Below are 15,287 nucleotides of genomic sequence, written 5' to 3'. Positions count from 1 at the left end.
TTTCGCTATTTGCTGCGATTTTTCACATAGGCGAACACGCTTTGCAGGACGATGAAGAAGCACAGCAGAGCGGCCGTGGCGATATTAGCCCAGCTGGACAGCAGCTTGCCGTTCGTGGTTACAAGCGTGTGAATGGTACCTGTGATCTGGACGCCGAACAGCGAACCGATCACATTGCCGACTCCGCCGGTCAGCAGCGTACCGCCGATGACGGCGGACGCGATGGCATCCATTTCAAAGCCCTTCGCCTGCTGCACCGAGCCGGACATGGTGTTCAGGCAGTAGCAGATGCCGCCGATGGAACACAGGAAGGAGGACAGGACATAAGCCATCAGCTTGGTGCGTTTCACGTTCAGGCCCATCATGGCCGCCGATGTTTCATTTCCCCCCACCGCATACAGCGCGCGGCCGAATTTCGTGTACTTTAACAAAAGAAAGATAACAACCACCGTCACAAGGGCAATTATGACCGTGGGGCGGATGAACGGGATCTGGACCTTCCCTCTGTTGTTGGTATAGCCCAGGAAAGCCGGCAGGTAAATCTTTGCGTTTGCCCACGCATAAAAAGTGGGGTTGGCCTTTTCCGTGATGCTTATCTGGTCCGTACAAATCACCGCCGTCATCCCTCGGGCGAAGAAAAGACCGGCCATCGTAACAATGAATGGCTGGATCTGCAGATAGCCGACCAGAAAGCCCTGAACGAAGCCGAACACAATGCCGACCGTCAGTACGAAAACGAGCAGCGGAATGCTGGGATATCCTTTTACCCCCATCCCGTAGGCAAGAATCATGCAGTCCATCGCGATCAGGGAGCCGACCGAAATATCGATCCCGCCGGTCAGCATCACGCAGGTCATGCCGCAGGCCACGCAGATCAGGCCGGCGTTTGTGATAAACAGATTCAGAAAGGTCTGCACATGGGCAAAGCCTTTTCCGGAGTAGACAATGCAGCCGACGGCATACATCACGACAAACAGCGCAATCGTAATAAAGAGCAGCAGCGTGTTGCTGTCTATGCCGCGTTTCGCCCGGTCGAGTTGATCTTTCCCGCTCATGTTACGCAACCCCCTCTCCGGATCCCGACTCGGCGGCGACTTTGGCGATTGTCAGCTTTCGCGCGGAGCGGTTTCCGATCCAGTCTCTGAAAACGGGAGCCTGCACAACAACGATAATCACAACGATGATAGCCTTCACGACGGGGGCCTGGTCGGTGGAAACGCCCATGGCCAACAGCGTCGTGGTGATTGCCTGGATCGTGTAGGCGCCGATGATGGAACCGGCCAGGGTAAACTTGCCTCCGGCCAGGCTGTTTCCTCCCAGCGCCACGGCGAGAATCGCGTCCAGTTCAAAATTCAGGCCGATGTTGTTGGAATCCGCCGAATAGATGCGGGAAGATGCCACGATACCGGCGATTCCCGAGCACAGGCCGCAGATCAGGTAGCAGAGAAAGCAGATCCAGCCGGAGTTAATGCCGGAAATATGTGCCGCCCGGCTGTTGACGCCGACGGATTGAATGTACAGGCCGAGCGAGGTCTTTCTCAGAAAAAGCGCCGCCACCGAGATCACGGCGATGGTGACGAAAATCGCCGTCGGAATCGGAATGCCCGGGATAAAGTTGCCGAGATACTTGTAAGGGTCGTATCGGATGTAAGTGATCTGGTTGTCGCACAGCAGCAGACCAATCGCCCGGGCCGCTGTGAAAAGGATCAGAGTAGCCACCATGGGCTGGATTTTCAGGTTGGCGACCAGGACGCCGTTGAACGCGCCGCACAGACCGCCCAACAGAACTCCGCCCAGCATTCCGAGGGCCATCGGCATTACCAGGGTGCTGGTGCTGTTCACGCCGTAGCCGGCCAGAAGCGTGCAGCATCCGCAGGCGGAAAGACTCATGACGGAGCCGACCGAGATATCGGTGCCCGCGGAAACGGCCACAACCAGCGTTTGGCCGACAGCCAGAATGGCGATTTCGCTTCCCCGGTTCAGAATGTCGATCAGGCGCCCGTACAGCACCCCGTTGTTGATGGCGATGGAAAAGAAGCTTGCGCTTTTCATCAGGTTAATGAGCAGGACCAGAACCATGCAGAAAATGGGCAGAAACAGTTTTTGCCTCGTCGCCCTCTGCAGACTGTTTCTCAAAACGCTCATTGCTGTTCACCTCCGGCGATGGCGGCCATGACGCTTTCCTGCGTCATCTCACCATCGATTTCTCCCACTTTGGCCCCGTCCCGCATAACGCACATGCGGGAACAGGTTCGCAGCATCTCGTCGATTTCAGAGGAAATGAAGACGATGCTCATGCCTTCGGAAGCAAATTTCAGCACAAGCCTCTGGAATTCCGTCTTGGTGCCGATATCGATTCCGCGCGTCGGTTCATCCAGAATCAGAAAGTCCGGATGAGTGCACAGCCAGCGCGCCAGAATCACCTTTTGCTGGTTTCCGCCGGAGAGCTGGCTGAGCGGCGTTTCCCGGGAGGGCGTCTTGATCTGCAGCAGATCGATAAATTGGTCCGCCAGCTCGTTCTGCTTTGCCATGGGCAGCGTATGGAACAAACCCTGCCTGGCCTGCAGAGCCAAAATGATATTTTCTCTCACGGACAGTTCCGCGAAGCAGCCGTCCGCTTTTCGGTCGTCCGGCAAAAAGCCCATGCCGGCCTTGATGGAATCAATCGGCGCGTTGATTTTCAGGTCCTTTCCGTGCATCTTTTCCGTCCCGGTCTGCGCCCGGTCCACTCCGTAGATGCAGCGGACCATTTCGCTGCGCCCGCTGCCAAGAAGCCCCGTGACGCCGACGACCTCGCCCTTGCGGATTTCGAAGTCAAAAGGCTTGATGGTTCCTTTGTGGCTCAGATTCCGCGCTTCCACCACCAGTTCTCCTCCGGCAGCCGAGGCTCCCTCCGGCTTGATGGTTGCCAGATCGTCGAAATCCTTGCCCAGCATTGCTGCGACAAGCTGCATGCGCGGCAGCTCCGCAACGTCATACTCGTTCACGAATTTCCCGTTTCTCATGACGGTGATCCGGTCGCAGACCTCGTACACCTGCTCCAGAAAGTGCGTCACAAAAAGAATGCCGACACCCTTTTTCTTCAGACCGCGCATCAGATGAAACAGTTTTGCAACCTCCGTGTCGTCCAGAGAAGAGGTGGGCTCATCTAAAATCAGAACCTTGCAGTCCATATCCACCGCGCGCGCGATGGCAACCATCTGTTGAATTGCAAGGGAATAATTTTCCAGGATATTGGTCACGTCCAGGCGGATTTTTAAGTCGTCCATAATTTTCCGCGCCTTCCGGTTCATGACCTTCCAATCGACCATTCCCAGCTTTGTGCGGGGTTCCCGGCCGATGAACAGATTTTCCGCAACGCTGAGGTTTGGACACAGGTTAACCTCTTGGTACACAGTGGCGATTCCGATTTTTTGTGCCTCCTGTGTGGAATGGTTGAAAATGTTGCCCTCGATGCCCGCCATGTGGATTTCTCCCGCATCGCGCTCGTAAACGCCGGTCAGGCATTTGATGATCGTTGACTTTCCCGCACCGTTTTCTCCCATCAGCGCATGAATCTCGCCCTTCCGCAAAGTCAGCTGCGCATGGTCGAGGGCCACGACGCCTGGAAACGTTTTTGTAATGTCCCGCATTGTAATCAGAATTTGTTCCTCCATGGCCATGCTCCTCTTTCTGTAGTTTAAAAGGGTGGCTCCGACGTGAGGGGCCACCCTTTTCCCGGTCAGCGGTTAATAGGCTTTGTCAACAACGTCCTGCGTTACGTGAATCAGCGGTTCGGTGACGTCATTGCCCGCGTTGTTTGTGTAGGAAATATCAGTCAGGACATCTTCCGACACATACCACGGTTCTTTCATGTAAGTTTTCTTTTCAACCGTCTGCCCGGCGGCCAGCTTCGAGATGATGTCGGCGCAGAAAGGTCCCTGCAGCGGATTGCACTGAAAGTCCGCGTTGATCTTGCCGGAGAGCACTTCTTTCAGCCCGGCCTTGCAGGCGTCGAAGGAAATCAGGACCACGTCTCCGTCAATTCCGTATTTCACGCCGGCTGCGTTCATGGCGTCCTCGGCGCCGAACGCTTCGTTATCGTTCTGGCAGACGACCACATTGAACTTGCCCTGATAAGATTTGCAGTAGGATTCCATGACGGACTGCCCGCCGTCCTGAGTGAAGTTGCCGCTTTGGGAATCAAGGATTTTCCAGCCGTTCGCGTCGGCGTATTTCTTGAAGCCGTTTGTACGGCCGATCTGAGCCGAAGAACCGGTGGTGCCCTCGATTACCAGGGCGTTGATTTCCTTAATGCCCTTCTTTTCGGCATAGGCTTTCAGCCATGCTCCGGCGGCCAGTCCTTCGTTTGTGAATTCGGAGCCTACCCAGGAGACGTACTTGTCGGAATCGTCGATCGTGCGGTCAATGACGATTACGGGAATCCCGGCGCTCTGCGCTTCGGTCAGAACGGTGTCCCAGCCTGTGGAGACGATTGGGTCAATCACGATGTAATCCACGCCCTGCTGGATGAAGTTGCGGACCGCTTCCAACTGCTTGGCGGAGTTGTTATCGCAGTCCACGAACTGCAGATCAAATCCTTTATCCTTGGAAAATGCGGCCTGAACGGAATTGGTGGAGGCTGTGCGCCAGTCCGATTCGTGCCCGACCTGCGCAAAGCCCACGGTAATCAGGTCGCCGCCGGAACTGCCGGCCGGCGCGCCGGCTTCGGAGGAACCAGCCGCCGAAGTACTGTCTTCGGATGCGTTGCTTGCGGAAGAGCCGCCGGAGTTGCAAGCTGCCAGAGAAAATACCATCGCTAGGGACATTGCGAACGCCAAAAACTTCTTCATCATGATCTCCCCTTTTTCGTAATAATTGTCTTTCCTTTATTTTGACGCGCATTTGCACGCAGGCACGCAGACTTGGGAGAACGAAAGCACGGATATAAATTTTATATAATATTTAGAAAAAATATTTTCTTTACTTTAGTTTATTTTAAGCACTTATGAACTAATTGTCAATAATTAAAATGGGCGATAGGGATAATTTTATTTATTATGTATATATAGCGCTTTTATAACTTATGCATTATTTAAATTTAACTTAATTTATTATATCAATTTTTTTATAAATTAATAAATTAATTTAGTTGGATTGCTTGATTTTCGGTGCGTTTTCCCCTATAATAGAATAAAATCAGTCTACAGGCATGCTTCTTCGCGCACTGTCGCAAGGTCCGCCGTGATTGATTCCTCTACTTTTTTCAAATTCTGCAAGCTTTAATCTTTTCATTACACTCTAATGGGGGTAGAGAAATTGGAGGTCACCGCAAAAAATATCGCCGAAAGACTCGGCGTTTCCGCTTCCGCCGTTTCCCTTGCCATGAACGGCAAGCCCGGCGTGAGCGTTGCAACCAGAGAGAAAATTCTGGCGGAAGCCGTTCGTATGGGCTATTCGGTTCCCAAAAAGATTCTTCCGGCCGCATCGCAGAATATTCGTTATGTGATTTTTCTGGAAGGTGGAGACACCGTGAAGGAAACATCATTTTACTCCATAGTTCTGCAGGGGATTGAGGCAAGGGCAAAAGAGTACGGATACAATGTCCTGATCAGCTATTTTTATTCGAGCGGCAACTGGGAAGACCAAATCTCAACAATCTGCAAGGACGCCGCGGGGATTATTATTCTGGCGACCGAAGTGGAGGACAGGCACATCAACAAAGCGTACACGCACGGTCTGGAAAAGCAGGTGATCCCCATCGTCCTGGTGGATAACGCAACCAGCATGGTGGACGTGGACTGCGTGGTTTCCGATAATCTTCGCGGTGCCTATCAGGCAGTCACGTATCTGTTTGAGAAAGGACATCCCGACGTCGGCTATCTGCGGTCAAAAAGCCGCATTGACAATTTCAACGAGCGGCAGGCCGGCGTTTTGAAAGCGCGAAAAGAACGGGAAATCGACAGTCTGGCCCCCCTTCAGTCAATCGATGTCGGCATTTCCTCCGAGCAGGCCTATTACGACATGTGCGCCTGGCTGGATGCGGGAGGGAACCGCTCTCGGCTTTTTTTGCGGACAACGATATTATCGCAGCCGCTTGCATCCGCGCGCTGAAATCCAGAGGGTACCGCATTCCGCAGGATGTTTCGGTCATCGGCTTTGACGACATGCCGGTCTGCACCATGATTGACCCAACGCTTACCACGATCCGCGTGATGAAAGAACAACTTGGAATGACCGCGATGGAAATTCTTCATCAAAGAATCACGAACGGAGAATACACGTTGGCCGACCGGAGGGTCGGCGTTTATCGCATCACGATTTCGACACATCTTGTGGAACGGGAGAGCGTTGTGGCTTACCGCACGTAATACGGGAGAAATCCATTCCCCCGAAAGGACACAACCTTTTTAGACACATGGGTCTGCTATCGGGCAGGTATTGGTTGCTGCTATAATTAAGCAATAAAAAGCAGAGAGCCGTCAGATTTTTCTGATGGCTCTCTGCTTATGTTATTTGATAGAGCAATATGCCTGAAACATTTTCTGGTTAGCACTGAAAGACGGCTGTTCCGCTATTCGGAAAAATCATTCGAACTGCAACGGATCTTGTGGTAGAATAAACTAGGAGAAAGTTTCCTGCGGAAAGCAAACAGAGCGGCTCTTTGACAGAGGAGGGCTTTTATGATTATTGACGGGTTCCATGAGAAGAAAATTTTTGATAATAGTTATCCGTTCCGAATGCTTGTCAATCAGAATGTCAACTTTTCCTATCCGCCGCACTGGCATAATGCGCTGGAATTAATTTATGTGCTGAAAAACGACTTTTTCGTTATGGTGAATTCAAAAAAATATAAATTAAAAGAGAAAGATATTCTTTATATTCCTGGCGGCGATATTCATGAATTCTGCAGCGAAACGGAGACCGGGGCGAGGATCTTTATTAATTTTGAATTTTCCAACTTGAATTCCTACGTCAATCTGGAAAGACTTTACACGCAGCTGCTTGACGTGCGGCTGATCACACCGGAAGACGGGGATCTCTATTCGCAAATAGAAACGGAGATTCAGAAAATTTTGAAGGAGCAGCAGATTGGAGGAATCGCGGACGAATTGTATTACACGGCGCGTATGCTGGATATTCTGGTTCTTCTGTGCCGGTGCGTCCCCGCTTCGGTCAATCTCGGAAATATGAAAAACGGCAACAGAAATGTCGGTCTTGATAAAATCGGAAAATCATTGGCATATATTGAAAAAAACTACACGGAGGACATCAGACTGAAAGACATTGCCCATGCCGCCGGGTTCAGCGAATATTATTTTTCGCGGCTGTTCAAGGAAATCACGGAGAAAAATTTTCATCAGTATCTGAACGAATACAGGATCAAGAAGGCGGAGGTGCTGATGATGGACCCGAATTACACGGTGTCCGAGGCCGCCTACGCCGTGGGCTTCAGCAGCATTTCCACATTCGACCGGGTGTTCCGCGGGATGAAGGGCTGTTCCCCAAGGGATTTTCGAAAGCTGCATACCGGGATATAATGAACTTCCCCCGCCGCAGGTTCTCTGCGGCGGGGGAAGTTTGTATAGGAAGAAAGTGAAAAGGAAGATTAACCTTTTATCGCGCCTGCAATCACGCTCTTTTGGATCTGGTTGCTGAACATCAGGTAGATGATCAGCGTGGGGACCGTGGCGATGACAAGGCCGGCCCCGATCGGCCCCCACTGGGTGCCCTGCTGGCCGGAAAGCGACATAATGCCGACCGTGAGGGTCTTTATTTTGTCGGCGCTGATAAAAGTATTCGCAAACATCAGTTCGTTCCAGGAGGAAAGAAAAGTAAAAATGGCGACGGTCGCGATTGCAGGGCGGACCAGGGGCAGAGAAATGTAATAAAATATGCGGTAGATGCCGCAGCCGTCCAGACAGGCGGACTCTTCCAGTTCCTTCGGGATATTCTGCAAAAAGCCGACCAGAATAAAGATTCCCATCGGCAAAGCGAACGCAACATAGGGCAGGATAATGGAAAAATAACTGTTGAGCAGATTCATGTTCTTTAAAACAATGAACAGCGGCAGGAGTGTGGCGTGGAGGGGAACCATCATGCCGAGAAGGATATATGTCAGAAAAAGATGATTCCATCTCCAGCGCATCCGCACGATGGCATACGCGGAGGTCGTCAGCAGGATGGTGGAAACAATAATGGTAGCCCCCGTTACGATGACGCTGTTCAGAAGGTAAACGGCAACGTTTCCGCTTGTCAGCACCGTAAAGTAATTGGAAATTCTCCAGACTTTCGGGATCCCCATTGCGTTTCCGCTGTAAATTTCATTGTTGTTCTTAAAAGAGAAAAGAAAAAGCCAAATCAGGGGGTAAACCTGTATCAGCGTATACAGTCCCAGAAAAATGTACAGGACAATCGAAGAGACTTTGACTTTCTTCTGTTTTTTTAAAGCAGGATGGGTGGAATGTGTTTTCATATGTATCACCACTTAAGATTCGTCTTGGTCGTTACGGAAGAGTTTTTTGATTACCAGTGTGAACACAAGGCATTCCGCAATGATAAAAATGGCCATTGCGCTGCCGTAGCCGTATTGATAGCGGGAGAAAATGGTCGTGTACATTAATGTAGTGGGAACTTCCGTAGAATGCAGCGGACCGCCGCCCGTCATTACGTAGATCAGGTCAAATGCCTTAAACGACCCGGTGACGGCAAAGATGATACAAACGCAAAGGATTGATTTCATCAGAGGAATTGTAATATGAAAAGCGATTTTTAATTCGCTGGCCCCGTCGATGCGCGCCGCTTCGTAAATGTCCGGCGAAATTGATTTTGCGCCGGCGTACAGCAGCAGCATGTGGTATCCGACGTATTGCCACAGCATGGCGGCGAAAACACAGGCCAGGGCGGTTTTTGAGTCGGCCAGCCAGGCGTTTGTAAGGGAATCGAGGCCGACGGCCCTTAGAACCCCGTTGAGCATTCCGTAATCGGAATTGTAGATTTTCATCCATAATTGCCCGATTACGACCGTGGAGATGATGACCGGGATGAAGTACACCGTCCTGAAAAAACGTTCCCCTTTGATTCCTCTTGCGAGGATCAGCGCCAACAGCAGCGAAATCGGAAGCTGGATGCCGACCGAGATCAGGGCCAGAACCAGAGAGTTTACGACCGACTGCAAAAAGCCGTCGGTATTGTTAAGAAACAGATTTTTATAATTGGTAAATCCGACGAATACTCCTTTAGAAAAGCCGTCCCAGTCCAGGGAGCTGTAATGGATCGAGAAAAAAATGGGTAAAACGACAATGATCGTAAAAAGGAGGAATGTTGGAAAAGTGAAAAGAAAAATAGCTTTTTTATCGCGCAGCATTTTTTCCATGATGGTTGGCCTTCTTTCCTGAATCTTTCACAGCGGGCATTTTTTAGTAGGAAAGGGATTTTCCCTGTTAAACTTGCATAACAGGGAAAATCAGACTTTTCCGTCGGGCAGATTCAGGACTTGTTAACTTTTTGCTGCATTTGCTTGGCAAAATCCTGCGGGGAAATTTGTTTTCCGAACAGGCTTTGCACAAGGTCCAGATGGGTCTGCGCGTCGTCCCCGGTCAGATACAGATCCCAGGCGGGGACGCTGCCGGTCGAGCCCTTGACGATATTATCCATGATCTCTTTGGACAGCGGATCGATTTTTGACTGGTCGAGAGAATCGTATTTCCATTCGGGCAGACCGCCGCCCGTCAGATACATGCCACTCGAAAATTCGGAGGCGAGGTATTTGATAGCCTGAACCGCTTCGTCCTTATGCTTGCTGTTCGCGCTGACGCACAGGGCGTCTGCGCCGCCGCCGAGGTATTCGGTATCCGTCCCTTTCGCGCCCGCGATCGTCGGGAATTTCACCGCGCTGACCTTTCCCTTCAGGGAATCGTCGATGACCTGCGCGTCAAAGTTGCCGCCGAAATACATCGGGATTTTGCCTTGGGTAAACATTGCGACGGATTCGTCTCGCGTAACTCCCAGGACATCCTTAGGGAACGCCCCCGCGTCCACCAGGTCCTGCAGCTTTTGCGCCGCGTCGGCAAACGCCGTCTGATCGTAGGATTCCTTCTTGTTCAGGGCGTCCAGACAGAGCTGAGCGCCGCCCTCGCGGAGCGCGATCATGTCGTAATACCACATGCCGGGCCATTCGTCTTTTTCTCCGACCGTCATCGGCGTAATTCCTTTTGATTTAAATGTTTTGACCGCGGTCAGCAATTCGTCAAAGGTGGTCGGCACTTTGACGCCGTTCTGCTTGAACAAATCGTTGTTTACATAGAGCGCGCCGGCCTGCTGATTGTAAGTAAGCCCGTATACTTTTCCGTCAAAAGTGATGTTGGTCAGCGCGCCGGACAGCAATTTGTCCTTTGTGCCGTCGTTCAGATAATCGTCGAGGGGCAGAATCTTTCCCGCTTTGACAAAGGGCTCGGTGAAGCCGCCGGCCCAGGTGTAGATGATATCCGGGGCGCTGTCCGCGGCGATCGCGGTTTTGATCTTTGTTTTGTAGGCGTTGTTTTCGGTGGAGCTCGCTTCAATCTGGATATTCGGGTGATCCGAGTTCCACTGCTTAATGGTATTCTCCATGGTGTGCTGGGTGTCGTTCGTGTAGTTGTTCCAGAATGTCAGCGTGATTTTTTCAGCGGGGGCCGACGAAGAAGCCGACCCTGCCTGCGACGGATTTTCCGCGCTTTGCGCGCTGCCGGCGTTTGGGGAGCCGGCACATGCGGTAACCGTTGTCAATAAGACGGACAAACTCAGTATGCCAGCGAAAAGATGCTTTGCCTTCATAATTTCTCCTCCTTAAAATAAGTCCGAATCAAAAAAGGCGGGTCACGAAAGATTCTCGGCCTTTTTCTGATTAAGCGGCGTGTTGTAAAATTGGTCACATTTAGAGATTTGTTCCGGCCAAATTATTTGACCTGAACGAAATATGGCAAAGGCATTAAAATCGGTTTATCAGTTTTTAATTAAAAGAGAACGAAAATTAACGAAATATTATTTAATTGCTCTAATGCCTTTCGTGAACATTATAAAAAGGTTCTATCTTTTGTTCAATACGCTTTGCCAAATAGAGCAAAAAATGAGCAAAAAACGGCAAAGGCTGATAAGACGACTACTTCTCAAAACGATAAGATAATATCAAACGCTGCAATTACAAATTTGGAGGCATTCCATGACGACGAATTTACCGCGCTACCTGAACGAGGAGCTGAGTTTTGAAGAAAGGGCCGGGGACCTTGTCTCGCGCCTGACGCTGGAAGAAAAGATCTCCCAGATGCAGTATGAGTCACCGGCGATTGAACGTCTCGAAATACCGAGTTACAACTGGTGGTCGGAGGCGCTGCACGGGGTTGCGAGGGCGGGAGTGGCCACGGTGTTTCCGCAGGCGATCGGAATCGCGGCAACCTTCGACGAGGGTCTGGTTCAAAAAATGGCGGACCTGATTTCCACCGAGGGCAGGGCGAAATACCATGAATACCAGCGCAAGGGCGACCATGATATTTTTAAGGGGCTGACGTTCTGGTCGCCCACCATTAATATTTTTCGCGATCCGCGCTGGGGGCGCGGGCAGGAGACCTACGGCGAAGATCCCTGCCTCACCTCCCGGCTTTGCGTCTCTTTTATCCGGGGCATTCAGGGCAATCATCCCAAATATCTGAAAGCGGCCGCCTGCGCCAAGCATTTTGCCGCTTACAGCGGCCCGGAGGACGAACGCCACAGCTTTAACGCGGAGGTTTCCCAAAAGGATCTGTGGGAAACCTACCTGCCCGCTTTTGAGGCGGCGGTCCGCGAAGCCGGAGTGGAGGGCGTGATGGGGGCTTACAACAGGCTGAACGGCGAGCCCTGCTGCGGCAGCAGGACCCTTCTGACCGAAATCCTTCGGGACGAATGGGGATTTAAGGGCTACACCACGTCGGACTGCTGGGCGATCAAGGATTTTCACGAGGCGCATCGGGTGACGCAGAATATTGAGGAGTCCTCCGCCCTTGCGCTGAAAAACGGCTGCGACCTCAACTGCGGCTGCGCGTTTGCCAGCCTGGTCAAAGCGCACCGCGCCGGATTGGTGACGGAACAGCAGATCGACGGGGCGGTTTATCGCCTCATGCTGACCAGAATGCGTCTGGGGATGTTCGACAAAGCGGAGCACGTGCCCTACGCTTCCGTTCCATATGAAAAAAACGATTGTGAAGAGCATCGGGAGTTTTCCGAACAAACGGCGGAAAAGTCGCTGGTGCTGCTGCGCAACCGGAACGGAATCCTTCCTTTGGACAGAGAGCGGCTCCGTTCCATTGCCGTAATCGGCCCCAATGCCGACAGCCGGACCGCTCTGCTCGGGAACTATTTCGGGACTCCGTCCGAATCCGTAACGGTGCTGGAAGGAATCCGGCGGTCTGTCGGCCCGGAAACGAGGATCTATTATGCGGAGGGCTGCCATCTCTATCAAAACAGCATGAGCCGCCTCTCGTGGAAGAACGACCGTCTGGCGGAGGCGGTCTCCGCCGCGGAGCGGGCGGACGTGGCCGTCGTCTGCCTGGGACTGGACGCCAGCCTTGAAGGGGAGGAGGGCGACACTTCCAATGAGTTTTCCTCCGGCGACCGGCCAAACCTGAAACTGCCGGGCAATCAGGAGACGCTCCTGGAAGCCGTGCAGGCCACGGGCACGCCCGTCGTAGTCGTGCTGCTGTCCGGCAGCGCTCTCGCGGTCGGTTGGGCGGACGAACACGCCGACGCGGTTTTGCAGGCCTGGTACCCCGGTTCTCAGGGCGGAAGGGCGGTCGCGTCCCTGCTGTTCGGCGACTTTTCTCCCGCGGGAAGGCTGCCCGTGACCTTTTATCGCTCCGACGACGACCTGCCGGATTTCAAAGATTATTCCATGGAGAACAGGACTTACCGCTTTTTTCATGGAACGCCTCTGTATCCGTTCGGATACGGACTGAGCTATACCACATTTTCTTATGAGCGGCCGGTTGTGGAAAGAAAAATTTCAGTCGGTTCCGACGCCGAAGTTACCTCGTGGGTTCGAAATACCGGAACACGGGAATCGGACGAGGTCGTCCAGGCGTATCTGCGGGATCTGAAGGCAAGCGTACGGGTCCCGAGGCATCAGCTGGTCGGATTCCAAAGAATCCATTTAAAACCGGGCGAGACGGCACAGGTGAAGTTTATCATTTCCGCGCGCCAGATGGCGCTGATCGACAACGGCGGAACCTGTATTCTGGAACCGGGAGAATTCCGCGTTTTCGTGGGCGGAAGCCAGCCGGACGAACGGAGCGCGGAGCTTTTGGGGGCGGCCGTTCCCTCGGCTGTCTTTACGGTGACGGGCTCCCCTTTGAAAATACAAAGGTAATTGCCGCCAAACAACGGACGACCGTCAAAATCCTTGTTTTCCATAAAAAAACTAAATCAGGAAAAACGGGGAAGAAAGGTTATATTTTTCGGTCTGCGCGAACATTTATTAATTATAAGCCTTGATTTTCTTAATTAAATATGCTATCATGCCTCTATCATATTGTTAGGCAATGAGGCCGGCAATTCCTTTTTGGGGATTGTCGGCTTTCTTTTTTCATGCGGACCGGCTGGATAACGCTTATCCCCGGCCGCGGGAAACGGAAGATGGAGGTTGTTTTGAATGAATCACGGGGACGCGGCATGGATGCTGACAAGCTCGGCGCTGGTTTTATTGATGACGCCGGCTCTTGCTTTGTTTTATTCCGGGATGACCAAACGAAAGAACACGGTAAATACCATTATGAGCTGCGTTTTCACGATGGGGCTTTCTGCGGTGCTTTGGATTTTAGTCGGATTTTCGCTGTCTTTCAGCGGGGATCTCGGCGGAGTGATCGGAAATCTTCGGTGGGCCGGCATGGATTTCAACACGCTTTCCGATTCGTCCTATTCCCCCAACACGCTGATATTCGCGATCTTTCAAATGATGTTTGCGGTGATTACCCCCTCGCTGATTGTGGGGGCTATTGTGGAGCGGATGCGCTTTTCCTCGCTGTTTGTTTTTGTCGCGGTCTGGTCGTTTCTGGTCTATTTCCCAATGGCGCATATGGTTTGGGTCGGGGGATTCCTGATGAAAATCGGCTCGGTCGATTTTGCGGGAGGCAACGTGGTTCACATTACCTCAGGCGTGAGCGCACTGATTCTTTCCATTGTTTTAGGTAAGCGTAAAAATTACGGAAAAATATCCTACCACCCGCACAATGTTCCTTTTGTTTTTCTGGGCGCGGCGCTTCTCTGGTTCGGATGGTTCGGGTTTAACGCCGGAAGCGCCGGGGCGGCAAACGCGCTGGCGGCTCACGCATTTATGACAACGAATACCTCCGCGGCCGCCGCGATGCTGTCCTGGATTTTTATTGAGAAGTACAAAGACGGAGCCCCTACTCTGGTGGGCGCCTCCACGGGTCTGGTGGTCGGGCTGGTCGCGATCACACCGGGTTCCGGCTTTGTGCCGGTTTGGGCTTCCCTTGTCATCGGCGCGCTGGCAAGCCCGATTTCCTATTTCTTTATTTCCGTCGTTAAGAAACGGTTCGGGTATGACGACGCGCTCGATGTATTTGGATGCCACGGAATCGGCGGAATTTGGGGCGGCATTGCGACGGGCCTGTTCACGCAAAGTTCCATTAATTCTTCCGCAAAGTGGAACGGTTTGTTTTTCGGCAGCACGGAACTGTTTCTTCGGCAGATCGCGGCGATCGGCGTGGCGATTGGATTTGCCGTTGTCGGGACGCTCCTCGCTGCTGCGGTTGCAAAGTTGGTGACAAGGGGGCTCCGCGTCTCGGAAAAGGAAGAGGCGATTGGCCTGGACATTACGGAACACGGGGAACCGGCTTATCCGGCTTTCAACGGAATGGATTGATCGGAGGAGAATTGGAATGAAGAAGATTGAAGCATATATTCGCCCGGAACAGCTTGAGGATGTGAAAGAAGCTTTAAAATCGATGAATGTCAACGGAATCAGCGTGACTCAAATCATGGGCTCCGGCTGTCAGCGCGGTTACCGCGAGTTCATTCGGGGAACGGAAGTCGATTATAATTTTCTTAAGAAGATTAAAATTGAGCTGGTTGTGCCGGATTCCCGCTTGGAAGAGATTCTGAGCAAAATTATCGAAACGGCCAAAACCGGAAAGATCGGCGACGGTAAAATATTCATCTCGGAAATATCGGACGCGATCCGGATTCGTACCGGCGAACGCGGCGAGTTGACGGTCCGCTGAAAATCAAGAGGGTACATCCGCAATCAGAGAGAACAAATTGCTGCCGGTTTCCAAAAGAAA

11 protein-coding genes and 2 pseudogenes are annotated in these 15,287 nt (G+C 52.1%); 6 read left to right on the top strand and 7 right to left on the bottom strand.

All coding sequences use genetic code 11. The features are described from left to right. Nucleotides 1–5: 5 nt before the first annotated feature. From HCR03_RS08095 to HCR03_RS08080, 4 genes are all read right to left on the bottom strand, one after another. Nucleotides 6–1,055, bottom strand: coding sequence for an ABC transporter permease subunit (locus tag HCR03_RS08095; protein ID WP_156989720.1), 1,050 nt, complete (start codon nucleotides 1,053–1,055; stop codon nucleotides 6–8). A gap of 1 nt (nucleotide 1,056) precedes the next feature. Continuing rightward, nucleotides 1,057–2,145, bottom strand: coding sequence for an ABC transporter permease (locus HCR03_RS08090; protein WP_066649595.1), 1,089 nt, complete (start codon nucleotides 2,143–2,145; stop codon nucleotides 1,057–1,059). Then, nucleotides 2,142–3,656 carry a sugar ABC transporter ATP-binding protein gene (locus HCR03_RS08085; protein ID WP_066649592.1) on the bottom strand — a complete coding sequence of 505 codons (1,515 nt, stop codon included), beginning with the start codon at nucleotides 3,654–3,656 and terminating at the stop codon, nucleotides 2,142–2,144. The genes HCR03_RS08090 and HCR03_RS08085 overlap by 4 nt, the downstream gene beginning before the upstream one ends. Nucleotides 3,657–3,728: 72 nt before the next feature. Further along, nucleotides 3,729–4,835, bottom strand: a complete 1,107-nt coding sequence (locus HCR03_RS08080) for an ABC transporter substrate-binding protein (protein ID WP_166525050.1) — start codon at nucleotides 4,833–4,835, stop codon at nucleotides 3,729–3,731. Between the two features lie 448 nt (nucleotides 4,836–5,283). On the opposite strand from HCR03_RS08080, the pseudogene HCR03_RS20295 reads away from it, so the two are divergent. The 3 genes and pseudogenes from HCR03_RS20295 to HCR03_RS08065 form a co-directional block, all read left to right on the top strand. Further along, nucleotides 5,284–5,865, top strand: a pseudogene (locus HCR03_RS20295) (LacI family DNA-binding transcriptional regulator); the annotation flags it as partial. Nucleotides 5,866–5,960: 95 nt separating this feature from the next. Continuing rightward, nucleotides 5,961–6,350 (top strand): annotated as a pseudogene (locus HCR03_RS20065) (substrate-binding domain-containing protein); the annotation flags it as partial. A 312-nt stretch (nucleotides 6,351–6,662) separates the two neighbouring features. Next, nucleotides 6,663–7,520, top strand: coding sequence for a helix-turn-helix domain-containing protein (locus tag HCR03_RS08065; RefSeq protein WP_066649584.1), 858 nt, complete (start codon nucleotides 6,663–6,665; stop codon nucleotides 7,518–7,520). A 68-nt stretch (nucleotides 7,521–7,588) separates the two neighbouring features. Here the strand turns inward: HCR03_RS08065 and HCR03_RS08060 are convergent, their stop codons facing one another. The 3 genes from HCR03_RS08060 to HCR03_RS08050 all read right to left on the bottom strand — a co-directional run bounded on the left by HCR03_RS08060 (nucleotide 7,589) and on the right by HCR03_RS08050 (nucleotide 10,794). Further along, nucleotides 7,589–8,455 (bottom strand): carbohydrate ABC transporter permease, encoded by an 867-nt coding sequence (locus HCR03_RS08060; RefSeq protein WP_187037540.1) that lies wholly within the window; start codon nucleotides 8,453–8,455, stop codon nucleotides 7,589–7,591. A 12-nt stretch (nucleotides 8,456–8,467) separates the two neighbouring features. Continuing rightward, nucleotides 8,468–9,355: a carbohydrate ABC transporter permease gene (locus HCR03_RS08055; RefSeq protein WP_187037538.1), complete on the bottom strand. Its 888-nt coding sequence runs from the start codon at nucleotides 9,353–9,355 to the stop codon at nucleotides 8,468–8,470. Between the two features lie 113 nt (nucleotides 9,356–9,468). Further along, entirely contained in the window at nucleotides 9,469–10,794 is a 1,326-nt protein-coding gene (locus tag HCR03_RS08050; protein WP_187037536.1) for an extracellular solute-binding protein, read from the bottom strand. Between the two features lie 385 nt (nucleotides 10,795–11,179). Between HCR03_RS08050 and HCR03_RS08045 the strand changes: the two genes are divergently transcribed. From HCR03_RS08045 to HCR03_RS08035, 3 genes are all read left to right on the top strand, one after another. After that, on the top strand, nucleotides 11,180–13,354 hold the full coding sequence (locus HCR03_RS08045) for a glycoside hydrolase family 3 C-terminal domain-containing protein (RefSeq protein ID WP_187037535.1): 2,175 nt from the start codon (nucleotides 11,180–11,182) through the stop codon (nucleotides 13,352–13,354). A gap of 282 nt (nucleotides 13,355–13,636) precedes the next feature. After that, nucleotides 13,637–14,869, top strand: a complete 1,233-nt coding sequence (locus HCR03_RS08040; RefSeq protein WP_187037533.1) for an ammonium transporter — start codon at nucleotides 13,637–13,639, stop codon at nucleotides 14,867–14,869. A gap of 16 nt (nucleotides 14,870–14,885) precedes the next feature. Beyond that, nucleotides 14,886–15,227 (top strand): P-II family nitrogen regulator, encoded by a 342-nt coding sequence (locus tag HCR03_RS08035; RefSeq protein ID WP_187037531.1) that lies wholly within the window; start codon nucleotides 14,886–14,888, stop codon nucleotides 15,225–15,227. Nucleotides 15,228–15,287: the final 60 nt, after the last annotated feature.

The organism is Caproicibacter fermentans, assembly GCF_014303955.1.
Classification (GTDB): Bacteria; Bacillota; Clostridia; order Oscillospirales; family Acutalibacteraceae; genus Caproicibacter; species Caproicibacter fermentans.
Note: the sequence above shows the minus strand (reverse complement) of the source record. Positions and strands in the feature narration are given on the sequence as shown.

Coding starts and splice junctions, on each gene's coding strand:
- HCR03_RS08035 (WP_187037531.1), top strand. CDS start 14,886: ATGAAGAAGATTGAAGCATATATTCGCCCGGAACAGCTTGAGGATGTG.
- HCR03_RS08045 (WP_187037535.1), top strand. CDS start 11,180: ATGACGACGAATTTACCGCGCTACCTGAACGAGGAGCTGAGTTTTGAA.
- HCR03_RS08085 (WP_066649592.1), bottom strand. CDS start 3,656: ATGGAGGAACAAATTCTGATTACAATGCGGGACATTACAAAAACGTTT.
- HCR03_RS08060 (WP_187037540.1), bottom strand. CDS start 8,455: ATGAAAACACATTCCACCCATCCTGCTTTAAAAAAACAGAAGAAAGTC.
- HCR03_RS08080 (WP_166525050.1), bottom strand. CDS start 4,835: ATGATGAAGAAGTTTTTGGCGTTCGCAATGTCCCTAGCGATGGTATTT.
- HCR03_RS08065 (WP_066649584.1), top strand. CDS start 6,663: ATGATTATTGACGGGTTCCATGAGAAGAAAATTTTTGATAATAGTTAT.
- HCR03_RS08090 (WP_066649595.1), bottom strand. CDS start 2,145: ATGAGCGTTTTGAGAAACAGTCTGCAGAGGGCGACGAGGCAAAAACTG.
- HCR03_RS08055 (WP_187037538.1), bottom strand. CDS start 9,355: ATGGAAAAAATGCTGCGCGATAAAAAAGCTATTTTTCTTTTCACTTTT.
- HCR03_RS08050 (WP_187037536.1), bottom strand. CDS start 10,794: ATGAAGGCAAAGCATCTTTTCGCTGGCATACTGAGTTTGTCCGTCTTA.
- HCR03_RS08040 (WP_187037533.1), top strand. CDS start 13,637: ATGAATCACGGGGACGCGGCATGGATGCTGACAAGCTCGGCGCTGGTT.
- HCR03_RS08095 (WP_156989720.1), bottom strand. CDS start 1,055: ATGAGCGGGAAAGATCAACTCGACCGGGCGAAACGCGGCATAGACAGC.